We start from the raw sequence: 12,554 nt of genomic DNA on the forward strand, positions 1-12,554 counted from the left end.
CTTGGGCTCACGGAGAGCAATCCGCCCTGCCCTTGGCCTCTCGCACCCGAACGCTGCCGCGTCCACCGCAAGCCCGGCTCGCGAACATGACGACCACAAGATCGCCCCTCAAGGATGAGCCGGGATGGCCAACACATACGCCGTTTCCGAATTTCGGTAAAGCGGAATATTTTTGTGAGAGCGGATTGACACGGGGGCGACACAGGCGCGGTCCCGTAGCCCGGATGAAGCGAAGCGTGATCCGGGAAGGTGCCGGACGCAGCGCGAGCAGCCCCCGGATCACGCTTCCGCTCCATCCGGGCACCGGGGCTTCGCCGCCCTATATCATCTGCCTTGCGCAAAAAAACACCCGGCGGTTTCCCGCCGGGTGTTCGTTCATGTGTTTCGATAGATTTTACCAGTTGCGCTGAGCGCGGAGGATCATGGCGACCGAGTCCTGATCCTTCAGCTCGTAGGCCGCGGTTGGCTTGGCGGTCGCGACGCTCGGGGAGGCGCCAACCGTACCAGAATACTTCTGGTCGAGATGGGTCCAGGACACGTCCGCCGAGAAGGTCAGGTTCTTGACCGGGGTCCACCGGGTGACGACACCTAGCTGGCCGATCGCGAAGTCAGGGTTGCAACCCGTCACACCTGCCAGGGCTCCGAACACACCGGCGCCGCCGCCGGCGCCGCAGATGGTGGTCTTGGCCAGCGTGCCGAACTGGGCCTGAGCGTAAGCACCGTACAGCGAGGAGTTCCAGTTGGGATCCCAGTTGTGGGTGTAAGCGCCACGGAAGCCCCACGTCTTGACGGTTTCCTGCGAGCTACCGGTCACGTACACCGTGTCAGGAGCATTGGCGAAGCCAACGCTCTGGTAGGCAACACCCGAGCTACCGAACAGCGAGTAGCTGCTGCCCGACAGGTTCTGGAAGTTGTAGCGGGTCGCGCCGTCGGTGTAGACGCCCTGGATGTTGATCGTGTCACCCGCGCCGGTCGGGATGTTCTTGATCGACAAAGCGAGCTGAACCGCCCAACCCCATTTGTCGTCGGGATGGCCGGTGGCTTCGGTCGCGCCGTAATAGGCGACATGGTTGTCATGCGCAGCCACTGACGCCTGGAAGAGACCCCAGGCCTGATCGACACGCACCTGACCGACGAGGTTCGGCGAACGCGAGCCGCCGAGGGCGTTGGTGCCGTATGAGCCGCCGATGATGCCACCTGCGGTCGCGCCGGTCATGTTGAGGTTGCCGGCCTGATAGTAGGCCGTCGCATCTTCAGCGGAGAACGATGCCGTGACGCCCTGGCCGAAGTCGGCGGTGTAGGTGAACTGGGTGACGCCGGTAACGGTGCCGCTGCCGCCGACGAGGTTGTCGGTGATGTTGCCGGGATAGTTGGTCCAGGGCGCGTCGAACTGCGACACGGCCTTACCCATCGTGAAGCCGGCGAACTGGATGAAGGCGTAGTATACGCCGAGCGCACCGGCCGAGGTATTGCCGTCGGTCCCATTGACGTTGCCGCTACCCGAACCGACGAGGCCTGTGCCCGCAGCGTTGAGACCGAGCGTACCGCTGTACTGGGTGCCACCCGTTGCCGAACCGGTGCCCGAATAGTTGCCGGTCGTCCAGGTAAAGACGCCGTCGAAGAACGTGCGGACCACGCCGTATTCGGTCGCGGTGCGGGTGTCGATGTTGAGGTCTTCACGAGCGCGGAAGGTGTAGTAGTTCATCAGGCGGTTGCGTGCACCGGCAACACCGCTCTGGTTCGGGTTGAAGTCCGAATTGGTATTGAGGTTCGCATCGGCACGCAGGTAACCACCCAGCTTGATGCAGGTGTCGGTGCCGGGGATGTAGTAGAAACCGGCGCCGTACAGCGAGCAGATCTTCACGTATTCGACCGCCTTGGCCTTCACGGGAAGATCGGCAGCGAACGCCCCGGAGGCGGCCATCAGGCCGGCAGCCGAGCCGAGAAAGAGTGTCTTCGTCAACTTCATCAGTAAACCTCCAGGTCGGTTCAGGGGGCTCGGGTCCTCGGTGGACGCCGCTTTACCCTCTCAATTTTCGTTCAATTCAGGTCCGCACCGAAGGTTCGGACTGAAACGACAGCGAGGTGCCCCTCCGTCGCGGCTTCACATATAGTTTATAAAAACAATGGTCTCAATTTATTGCTTTGATGAATCGACACTTCGGGTCGCGATGTGGCTTGAGGGCAACAGCGCGATCTCACCCCGGAAGATCACTATAGAAAGACCAGAAAAGCCCTCGGGGGGCATCCCGAGGGCTTCTTGGAGGTCTCGCATCGCTGTCCGTCGCGTGGGTCAAGAGCAGCGAAATAGAGTGCGATAGTCGATAATAAAATTAATTGTTCTTTGCAAGTAATAAGTGAGCCTACGATTTCTTCCGCGCGGTATCTCCCCTTTAGTCGGCGCGCGATTTTCGAGACGCTTCCAAGATATCCCATTAAGGATAGGCAAGGGATAAACCGGGAGGGAGCCACATGATCGAGAAGAAACTCGACAGGGCGATTACGGACTTCATCTGGAACGTCGTCGAAATTCATTCCCAGCTGGAGGACATCCACACCAGCTGGGCCGGACTGCTGGGCATTACCGAGCCGCAGTGGCTGATCCTGATGGCCATCACCGAACTGGACCAGGGGCGAGGTGTCGCGGGAATCGACATCGCGAACAAGCTGCGCGTCCACCCCGCCTTCGTCACCAACCAGACCAAGAGTCTCGAAAAGGGCGGCTTCCTGTCGCGACGGCCGGCCGCAGAAGACGCACGCTACGTCCTGATGTCGCTGACGGCGAAAGCAACGACGGAGATCGAAAAACTGTCGAAGAGAAAGCTCGCCTTGAACTCGACCATGTTCAACGAGCTCGACGAGAAGACCTTGGCCGACCTGAATGCCGCGCTCGCAACGATTGCCAAGAATGCCCGGCTGGCCGCACGGTTGCTGGCCATCGACGCTTCCTGACTCCCTGACGTCAGGCGCGGAACGCGCGCCTCGATTCATCCCCAATCTCTCCTCGCCTTCCCAATCTTTTCTCGCCTTCCCCCAATCTCTTGGCGCCTTAGAGGTAGGTCACGGAATCCAGCTGGCGGGCAATTCCAAGTTTGCTGTCGAGCCATTCGAAAATGAAATCGTCCACCGCGATGAAATTCTCGACCTCGCCCAGAGGGTGCGGAATGCAGTTCGGCACGACGGTCGCGCAATCGGCTCCGGCCTGCCGATAGCCGGCTTGCAGTTCGAGAGCATCCTCCTCCCAAACCATTGAGCGGCTGCCGACGACCATCAGAAGCGGGCAAGGTATCCGACACAACGGCAGCAACGAACCCGTCGAGGGCCCGTCACGGACCGCCTGCTCGACGCCGATCATCCAGCGCAGCGATGCCCGGCGCATGACCGGCGTCGCAATGCCGCCGTCGCACACGGCGGCAGCCATTCTGCGATCCACGAGGGCAAGACGGGATGCGTGACTGGCGGCCGCCCCCTCGCCGTAGACCGCGATCTGCTGCGAATCGACGTCCGGACGAGCTTCCAGGTAATCCAGCCAGCATTGAAGAATATGCGCCGGCTTGAAGGGGCTACGACCGGATGAATCGCCGGCATCAACGAGCAGGAGTGACACGTTCCGTCGCCCTGAAGCCGGCAACAGCCTGCTCATCATCGAGCCGAGGGTGATGTCCTCGTCGCTGACGCAGATAACCGCGGGTGCGAAAGACCGATCGGGGAACGCCGGCAGAAAGTAGCCCGCAAGCGAGCCTTGATCAAAGCAGTCGATCTCCACACGCTCGATCGCCGAACCGGCGTCCGCCTCGAAGCCCCTCAGGCAGAGTCTGACCTTGTCTACGAGGTCGGTACCCCCGGGATCTCCGGGCCAAGACAGGTTCCTCGCGACTTCAAGGGCCGTCAGCGAGCACAGCCACGCTTCCCGCGCGATCTGAGCTGAACTGGTTACGCGCGCCGATTCGGCGAATATCCGGTACTCGCCTGAGATCCTCAACCACTCCGAAATCCACCGATGCCTGTGCGCCTCGCGCACGAGTTCCGCGACGGACAAGCTTTCGAAAAAATGGGACGCGCGTTTTCGCAAGCACGCCAGGCTTCGACCGGCGCCGTCGCACGTGCCGTGAGGCCAATGATCATCTTCCATGCCCGTCCCCGAACGGCGCGTCGGCGGTTGCTTGGACTCGGCGCAGCGCTGTCAGCGCAACGCCCTGCATGTCTGCTCGAGGCGATGTCATGCGTGCGTGATCGCGCTTGCGTCTGCCGTCCCGATGATCGTTCCGTTTTCCCTTCGCGGGCGGGGGCACTGGACCGGACGGACTACAGTCCGAACGAACCGGTCGCAAAACAAGTCGCACGCCGACTCCAACTCAATCGTCACGTCTCAGCTCCGTTGCTGATACACAGTTTAGGCCCCGCACCACTCTGCCATTTTTTGCTGTCCCGCGTTTGCAGTTTTTTGTTGCGGTGGACGACTAAAATTGGAGCTCATTTAACGGGGGAGAAGGCATCGCCTGTGTCGGCATCCATCATGATTCCTCATGACGCCGATCCGGCGCGCCACCAATCACGCCAGCGATAAAAATGCGGCGGGTTACCGCCTGATCGATGCCGATGGCCTTCGCCAAAGGGCTTTCCGCTAGTCAATGTCGCAGGAAAACCGGCGCGACAAAATCCTCGAAGTCGCTCATCCGCACCCGGCGCGCGAGACGTGACGAGGTATGATCGCGTTCTGGGAGAGCCTGGGCGATCGAGATGTGCAACATTTCTTACTTCGGTAAGCCAGTTATTTGAGCAACTCAACGACCCTGCACAACCGCCGCCGGTTTGGCGTCGTCTTGCTTTCGGCGTCAAGCAACACGCCGGGCCGCCCGCTGATCCGCGCCTTGTATCCATTATCCCAGTTGCCATCCGCACGCACTTTGCCTTACATGCCCGCCAAACTCGCCCGCGGATGACGGCCGGGTCTTAAAAATCACAAATTGTCAAAGGGACGAGACATGGCGCGTAACATCCTGATTCTCGGGGCTTCCTACGGTTCCCTGCTGGGCACGAAGCTGCTGATGGCGGGGCACAACGTGACCCTGGTCTGCCGCGCCAAGACCGCGGAGATGATCAACCGCGAGGGGACCGAGGTGCGCATCAAGTTGCGTGACGAGGCGGTTCACCGCGCCATCTTCTCGCGCGACCTGCCCGGCAAGCTCGACGCCGTGACGCCGGCCAATGTGGACCTGTCCCGTTACGACATGGTCGGCCTTGCAATGCAGGAGCCGCAATACACCAACCACACGGTGCGCGTTCTCATGGTCAGGATCGCCGCGGCGAAGCTGCCGTGCCTCTCGATCATGAACATGCCGCCGCTGCCCTATCTGAAGCGGATCCCCTCGCTCGCAGACATGGATCTCGAGGAGGCCTACACCAATGCGCAGGTGTGGGAGCGCTTCGAGCCGGGGCTGGTGACCCTGTGCTCGCCCGACCCGCAGGCATTCCGTCCGCCGGAAGAGGCTGCGAACGTGCTGCACGTCGGTCTGCCCACGAATTTCAAGGCATCCGTGTTCGCCGACGAGAAGCACAACAAGGTGCTGCGCGAGCTCGAAGCCGACATCGACGCGGTGACCCTCGACGGCCACGACGTGCCGGTGAAGCTGAAGGTGTTCGATTCCCTGTTCGTGCCGCTGGCCAAATGGTCGATGCTGCTGACTGGCAACTACCGCTGCATCACGCCGCACGAGCCGCAGTCGATCCGCGATGCCGTGCACGGTGATCTCGCGCGCTCGCAGACGATCTACGAGCATGTCGACGCCATCGCCCGGCGCCTCGGCGCCGATCCGCAGGACCAGGTGCCGTTCGCGAAATACGCCAAGGCTGCCGAGAGCCTGCTGAAGCCGTCATCGGCCGCGCGCGCGGTGGCCGGCGGCGCACCCTTCATCGAGCGCGTCGACCTGCTGGTCAAGCTGATCTCGCATCAGCTCGGCGCGCCCAATGCAGAGATCGACCGCACCGTCGAGACCGTGGACCTGAAGCTCAACGAGAAGATCGTGCAGGGCGGATCGGGCGCGCTGTAACGGGCTTCGCGGACCCCTCATTGACGGGGCGCATGCCGAGCGCACGGCGCAATGGCGGTTTCGCACATCAGCGGGGGAACTCGCGCAAGCGATACCCCAGGATGACGATCCGCAAGCCCCCTATCGGCCCGCACTTCTACGGCAATCGAATCACGCCTGAACTCCGCCGTGGGCAACAACGCATGATTCTCGGCATGGCGCTCGACGCGCCGTGGCCGGATTGATAAGCCCCTGTCCGCGAATGATGGGACTTGAGTCGGGCATGACGGTTGCGATCGAGATGGGGCAGACCACGGCGGGCGCCGCGGCGGCCATGGACCTCGAGGAACTGCTGGCGACCCGCCTCCTGGTGCAAGGCAATTCGGGTTCCGGAAAATCACATCTGCTGCGGCGGCTGCTGGAGCAGAGCGCGCCCTGGGTGCAGCAGGCCATCATCGATCCCGAAGGCGATTTCGTCTCCCTGGCGGAGCATTTCGGCCATCTCGTGATCGAGGCCGAGGATCACACCGAACGCGGCCTTCAGGTTGCCGGCGAGCGCGCGCGGCTGCATCGCGTCTCCACCGTGCTCAACCTCGAAGGGCTCGATGCCGAGAACCAGATGCGCCGCGCCGCGGCCTTCCTCGGCGGACTGTTCGACGTGGACCGCGACCATTGGTACCCGATGCTGGTGGTGGTCGACGAGGCGCAGCTGTTTGCGCCTGCGGTCGCGGGCGAAGTCTCTGACGAAGCGCGAAAGCTTTCGCTCGGCGCGATGACCAATCTGATGTGCCGCGGCCGCAAGCGCGGGCTTGCCGGGATCATCGCGACCCAGCGGCTGGCGAAGCTCGCCAAAAACGTCGCGGCGGAAGCGTCCAACTTCCTGATGGGCCGCACTTTCCTCGACATCGACATGGCGCGCGCCGCCGACCTGCTCGGCATGGAGCGGCGGCAGGCCGAATCGTTTCGCGATCTCGAACGCGGACAATTCATGGCGCTCGGCCCCGCGCTGTCGCGACGCCCCCTGCGTTTGAATATCGGCGCAACCGAAACCCAGCCGCGCAATTCCACGCCGCGGCTGATGCCGATGCCCGAAACCTCACTCGAGAATATGCGCGCCGTGATCCTGGCCGCGCCGCCGCCCGATGCCAGCCGGCCGCAGCGCCGGCCCGCGCCCGATCTGCTCGAGCAGCTCCGCGCCGCGAAGGCTGCGGCACCGGAGATCGGCCCCGAAATAATCGAGGTCCCGATTAGTGCCGAAGAGCTTGCCGAACGGCGCGAACGCGTGGATCGGACCCTTCGTGCCGTGCTCGCCGCGCCCGACGCCGGTTTCCGCGCGGTCGGCGTGCTGTACCAGGAGTTCGTGGTTCGCTGCCGCATCGAGGGACTCGGCTCGGCGGTGCCCGACCTCACCGAATTCCGCCGCATGCTGACACGCGCACGCGCCGGGCTCGGCGCCGAGCATGCCGAGGACGACGCCTGGCAGGACGTGTCGCTGCGCGCCTCGATCCTGCCCGACGACATGCAAGGCGTGTTCATGATGATCGCGCGCGCGGCGAAAGAAGGCTGGCCCTGCCCCGGCGACGCCGCGATCGCCCGCGCCTACGGCTCGCATTCGCTGCGCCGGGCTCAGCGCCTGCTCGGCTACATGGAAGAGCAGGGCCTGATCGTCTGCCAGCTCGACGGCGCCGGCCGCAGGTTCGTGACGCTGGTGGAATTGGCGTGGGCCACCGCGCCGGGCGATCCCAATGCCGACGACCTGCCGGCGGAGAGCGCAGCTTCGGCTTGAGCCCACGATTGACTCACGCTGTCTCGGTAGCATCGGCGCCCACCAGCACATCGGGCGTGCGCCGCCGCTCGAGCGCGAATAGCCTGCGATAGAGCATGACCGAAACCAGCCATGCAATCGCGAATAGCGCGACCACGGCGAAGCCGACGTTCGCGAGTGAATCGTTGAGGCCGTCGACCAGCGTCCACACACCGCCAGACAGGCCGAGCCGATCCCCGATCAGGCCAAGCGCCTCAATGCCGCCGATGAACAGCGCCACCGCGACCGAGGCACCGGTGATCGTGAGGTTGTACCAGAGCTTCCGTAAGGGATCGACGAAGGCCCAACGATAAGCGCTGACCATCAGCGCGGAATCGGCGGTATCGACCAGCGCCATGCCTGATGCGAACAGCGCGGGAAAGACCATGACGTCGGCCAGCGATGCACCAAGCGCGTATTCGCTGGCGGAGATGCTGAGCAGGCCGATCTCGGTGGCGGTGTCGAAGCCGAGGCCGAACAGGAAGCCGAGCGGGTACATATGCGCCGGCTTGGTCACCAGGCGGAACATCGGGCCGAGCAGCCGCGCCAGCAATCCGCGGCTGGCGAGCAGCGCATCAAGCTGCGCGGCGTCGTGAATGCCTTGCGCGCGCGCGATCCGGAACGTCCGCCACAGGCCGGCGAAGATGACCAGGTTGATGGCCGCGATCACCAGCAGGAACAGCGCCGACACCGACGTGCCGATGAAGCCGCCGACGTCCTTGAGCAGGCTGTCGCCGCCAAGGCTCACCAAGCCCAGCGCGAGCAGCATGGTCGCGACCACAACCACGGTGGAATGACCAAGCGCGAAATAGAGACCAACGCTGCGCGGCGCATCGCCGGCCTGCATCAGCTTGCGCACGACGTTGTCGATGGCCGCGATGTGGTCGGCATCGACGGCGTGGCGCAGGCCGAACACCCAGGCAAGCAGCGCGGTCGCCATCACCGTCGGCCGGTCACCGAACGCCGCGAACGCCCAAGCCCACGCCGCGATGTTGGCCGCGATCAACCCGCCGAACAGCAGCATCATTCCGGGATCGACCGCCCGCAAAGATAATTTCGTCACGCCAATCATTCCGTCCGCTGCACGACCCATCGCACGAGCGGTATGATCTTTTCATAAGGTGGTCATACTGACCAGTGCAATCCCGGAGGGGCGGCACGGTTCTGCAGCAGTGCTTGCGGCGTCCTTCGGGACGCCCGCTGCGCGGGCTCCTTTAGGATGAGGTCTTGCTTCGCCGCGAGGTTGCCAGACCCTCATGGTGAGGCGCCCGCCGAGGGCGGGCGTCTCGAACCAGCAGGCCGAGATGGCGCTACGCCGCCTCGGAGCCGCCGAGATAGGCATCGCGGATGCGGGGATCGTCCTTCAGCGCGCGGGCGGAGCCGGAGAGAACGATCTTGCCGGTCTGGAGCACATAGGCCTCGTGCGCGATCTCGAGCGCGAGGCTGGCGTTCTGCTCGACCATGAAGACCGAGACGCCCTCCTGGTTGATGGTGCGGATCAGCTCCAGCACGCGGTCGACGTAAAGCGGCGACAGGCCCATGGTCGGCTCGTCCATCACGATCATCCGGGGACGGCTCATCAGCGCCCGCGCCATCGCGACCATCTGCTGCTCGCCGCCCGAGAGCGAGCCGGCGCGCTGCGACAGCCGTTGGCCGAGCTTCGGGAACAGCGTGAGCATCTTGTCGAGATCCTGCGCGATCGCCTCGCGGTCGTCGCGCACGAAGGCGCCCATCAAAATGTTCTCGCGGACGCTCATGTCGGCGAACAGCCGCCGTGCCTCCGGCACCGAGGCGATGCCGCGGCGGACGATCTGCGGCGTGGTAAGTCCCAGTAGCGAAGTGCCGTCGAACGTCACGTCGCCCGAGCGCGGCTTCACGAGGCCTAGAATGATCTTCATCGTGGTCGATTTGCCGCTGGCATTGCCGCCGAGCAGGCAGACGATGTGGCCGCGCGGAACTGATATCGACAGGTCGAAATGCACCTGGGCCTGACCATAGAAGGTATTGACGTCGGTGATCGCGAGCAGCGCATCGGGAGGCGGGTTCGTCATGCCGCGCTCTCCTGCTTCGTCGTCAGGCCGTGGCCGAGATAGGCCTCGATCACCTTGGGATCACCGCGCACCGCTTCGCCCGGGCCTTCCGCGATTTTCTTGCCCTCGTCCATGACGATGACGCGATCGGAGAGGCGCATCACCATTTCGAGCTTGTGCTCGATCAGCACGATCGTCAGCCCTTCGGCTTTCAGCTCGGCGACGAGCCCCTGCATCTCCGTGGTCTCGGTCGGATTCATGCCGGCGGTCGGCTCGTCCAGCAGCAGCAGGCGCGGCTTCAAGGCGAGCGCGCGCGCGATCTCGACGCGGCGGCGGTTGGCGTAAGAGAGGCTGTAGGCCGGCTGGTCGATACGCGGCAGCAACCGCTCGCCGAAGCGCGCGAGAATGACCTTCACCTCCTCGCGCAGCCGCTCTTCCTCCGCCTTGACGCTGGCGGGGCGCAGCAGCGCCAGACCCAATTCCAGCAGCGGGCCGATCACCGGCACTGCCGGTTTCACCGCGCGCAAGCGCGTATGCGCACCGATCAGGACGTTGTCCATCACGCTGAGATTGCCGAAGACGCGGCCGAGCTGGAACGTCCGCGCGATGCCTCCGGCCGCCAGGCGTTCCGGCGAGAAACCTGTGATGTCCTGACCTTCGAAGCGAACCGTCCCGGCGTCCGGAAGGTCAAGCCCGGTCACGAGATTGAACAGCGTTGTCTTGCCCGCCCCGTTCGGGCCGATGATGCTGATCAGCTCGCCTTTGGCGAGATCGAGATCGATGGCGTCGACGGCGGTGAGGCCGCCGAAGCGCCGCGTGAGCCCGCGCAGGGACAGCATCGCCGTGTGTGCGTCCATCATCACACCGTCCCCAAAAGGCCCTGCGGCCTGAACCGCACCAGCAGCAGCAGCACGATGCCGTAGATCAGGATGCGATACTCCGCCGCGATGCGGAACACTTCCGGCAGGCCGACCAGCGCGACCGCCCCGAGAATCGCCCCGACGACATTGCCGAGACCGCCGAGGATGACGACGGTCAGCGCCAGGATGGATTGTTGCGTGTTGAAGGTCTCGTGGTTGATATAGGAATAGAGATGCGCGGCGATGCCGCCGCTGACCCCCGCGGCAAAGCCGCCGAAGATGAAGGCCAGCGATTTGTAGCGATTCAGGCTGAGGCCATAGGCCCGCGCGGCGATGTCGTCGTCGCGGATGGCGCGAAAGCTGCGGCCGAGATGCGAGCCGAGCAGGCGTCCCTGCAGCAGCGCCAGCACGACCATCACGATGAAGCTGAACCAGTAGATCGAAATCGGGCTGACCAGCTCATAGCCAAACAGCGACAGCGGCGGGATGCCGGAGATGCCGATCGGCCCGCGCGTGACGCTCTCCCAATTCAGGATCACCAGCGAGACGATCTCGCCGATCGCGAGCGTCGCGATTGACACATAATGTCCGCGCAGCCGGAACGACGGCGAGATCAGCGCCGTGCCCAGCGCAGCACTCATCAGGCCGCCGCCGATGATGGCAAGGCCGACCGGGACAGCGAACGTGAGCGACAGCAGCGCGGAGGTGTAGGCGCCGATCGCGAGCAGCGCGGCGTGTCCCAGCGAGACCTGACCAATCGTGCCTGCAACCAGGGTGAGGCTCAGCGCGAGCATGCCGAGCAGCCAGGCGTTGATCAGGGTCTGGAGCACGTAGAACGACACGGGCAACAGCGGCAGGATCGCGAAGACGACGGCAGCGATCAGCAGAGCCCAGCGCGGAATCCAGACCGGGCGGCTCGGCGCGATGAAAGTGCCGGTGAGCGGCTCGGGCGGCGCCTGCCGCGCGCTGGCGAACAGACCGTTCGGGCGCAGCACGAGCACCACGACCAGCAGCAGGAACGCGAACAGGTTGCGGTAGCTGGTGCCGAACACGGCAACGCCGTAGCTCTCCACCAATCCCAGCAGCAGGCTGCCGATCACCGCACCCGGCACATTGCCGGCACCGCCGACGACTTCGGCGACGACGCCCTTGAGCGTCGCCTGCAGGCTCATCGCGGTGTCGATCTGGTTATAGTACATACCGACCAGCAGGCCGGAGACGCCGCCGAGCGCAGCCGCAATGCCGAACACGGCCTGATTGACGCGGTTGACGTCGACGCCCATCTGCATCGCGGCGTCGCGGTCCTGCGCGGTGGCACGCACGGCCCAGCCGAGCTTGCTGTAGCGCAGGAACACGAACAGCAGCAACGCGCTGGTGAGGCCGACACCGGCGATGAGCAGATCGAGCGGGCCGATCGTGCCGCCGCCGATCTGGAAGCGGACATCCGGCAACTGGCTCGGCAATGCGCGCGGATTGGGCGAAAAAGTCAGCATCACGAGCTGATCGAGCACGAAGCTGATGCCGATGGTCGCCAGCAGCGGTGCGATGCGCACCGAGTTCTGCAGCGGGCGCAGGCCGAACCGCTCGATGATCAAGCCGACCAGCGCCGCCGCCACCGCGACCAGGATGATGGTGAGCGGCAGTGGCGTATGCAGCTGCACCACCGCGACCCAGCCGATATAGGCGCCGACGACGTAGATCGATCCTTGCGCAAAGTTGATCAGCCGGCTGACGCCGAAGATCAGCGCGAGCCCGACCGCAACGAGGGCGTAGACGTTACCGACGATCAGCCCGTTGATCGTGTAGTCGAGCCAGGAAGACACGCAGGAGA

The 12,554-nt window shown here is 64.3% G+C and carries 10 protein-coding genes; 4 read left to right on the plus strand and 6 right to left on the minus strand.

Annotated features, from left to right (window positions below; genetic code table 11):
• Window positions 1–394: 394 nt before the first annotated feature.
• Window positions 395–1,969: a porin gene (locus ACIPUD_RS34025; protein WP_085357572.1), complete on the minus strand. Its 1,575-nt coding sequence runs from the start codon at window positions 1,967–1,969 to the stop codon at window positions 395–397.
• A gap of 503 nt (window positions 1,970–2,472) precedes the next feature.
• On the opposite strand from ACIPUD_RS34025, the gene ACIPUD_RS34030 reads away from it, so the two are divergent.
• Window positions 2,473–2,952 carry a MarR family winged helix-turn-helix transcriptional regulator gene (locus ACIPUD_RS34030; RefSeq protein WP_085357570.1) on the plus strand — a complete coding sequence of 160 codons (480 nt, stop codon included), beginning with the start codon at window positions 2,473–2,475 and terminating at the stop codon, window positions 2,950–2,952.
• A 97-nt stretch (window positions 2,953–3,049) separates the two neighbouring features.
• Here the strand turns inward: ACIPUD_RS34030 and ACIPUD_RS34035 are convergent, their stop codons facing one another.
• A complete protein-coding gene (locus ACIPUD_RS34035; protein ID WP_085357568.1) occupies window positions 3,050–4,132 on the minus strand; it encodes an alpha/beta hydrolase in 1,083 nt (360 codons plus the stop codon).
• Window positions 4,133–4,985: 853 nt separating this feature from the next.
• On the opposite strand from ACIPUD_RS34035, the gene ACIPUD_RS34040 reads away from it, so the two are divergent.
• The 3 genes from ACIPUD_RS34040 to ACIPUD_RS34050 all read left to right on the plus strand — a co-directional run bounded on the left by ACIPUD_RS34040 (window position 4,986) and on the right by ACIPUD_RS34050 (window position 7,815).
• On the plus strand, window positions 4,986–6,050 hold the full coding sequence (locus ACIPUD_RS34040) for a ketopantoate reductase family protein (protein WP_085394205.1): 1,065 nt from the start codon (window positions 4,986–4,988) through the stop codon (window positions 6,048–6,050).
• Between the two features lie 101 nt (window positions 6,051–6,151).
• Complete coding sequence (locus tag ACIPUD_RS34045) at window positions 6,152–6,274, plus strand: hypothetical protein (RefSeq protein WP_274535530.1); 123 nt, start codon at window positions 6,152–6,154, stop codon at window positions 6,272–6,274.
• Between the two features lie 38 nt (window positions 6,275–6,312).
• Window positions 6,313–7,815, plus strand: a complete 1,503-nt coding sequence (locus ACIPUD_RS34050) for an ATP-binding protein (protein WP_085357564.1) — start codon at window positions 6,313–6,315, stop codon at window positions 7,813–7,815.
• 13 nt (window positions 7,816–7,828) lie between these two features.
• Here the strand turns inward: ACIPUD_RS34050 and ACIPUD_RS34055 are convergent, their stop codons facing one another.
• The 4 genes from ACIPUD_RS34055 to ACIPUD_RS34070 form a co-directional block, all read right to left on the minus strand.
• Window positions 7,829–8,860 (minus strand): HoxN/HupN/NixA family nickel/cobalt transporter, encoded by a 1,032-nt coding sequence (locus tag ACIPUD_RS34055; protein ID WP_094183266.1) that lies wholly within the window; start codon window positions 8,858–8,860, stop codon window positions 7,829–7,831.
• Between the two features lie 283 nt (window positions 8,861–9,143).
• Complete coding sequence (locus tag ACIPUD_RS34060) at window positions 9,144–9,884, minus strand: ABC transporter ATP-binding protein (protein ID WP_085357560.1); 741 nt, start codon at window positions 9,882–9,884, stop codon at window positions 9,144–9,146.
• Window positions 9,881–10,723: an ABC transporter ATP-binding protein gene (locus tag ACIPUD_RS34065; protein ID WP_162496263.1), complete on the minus strand. Its 843-nt coding sequence runs from the start codon at window positions 10,721–10,723 to the stop codon at window positions 9,881–9,883. The genes ACIPUD_RS34060 and ACIPUD_RS34065 overlap by 4 nt, the downstream gene beginning before the upstream one ends.
• On the minus strand, window positions 10,723–12,546 hold the full coding sequence (locus tag ACIPUD_RS34070) for an ABC transporter permease (protein WP_446482405.1): 1,824 nt from the start codon (window positions 12,544–12,546) through the stop codon (window positions 10,723–10,725). The genes ACIPUD_RS34065 and ACIPUD_RS34070 overlap by 1 nt, the downstream gene beginning before the upstream one ends.
• Between the last annotated feature and the right edge of the window lie 8 nt (window positions 12,547–12,554).

The sequence above is a fragment of the Bradyrhizobium sp. CAR08 genome, assembly GCF_052871955.1.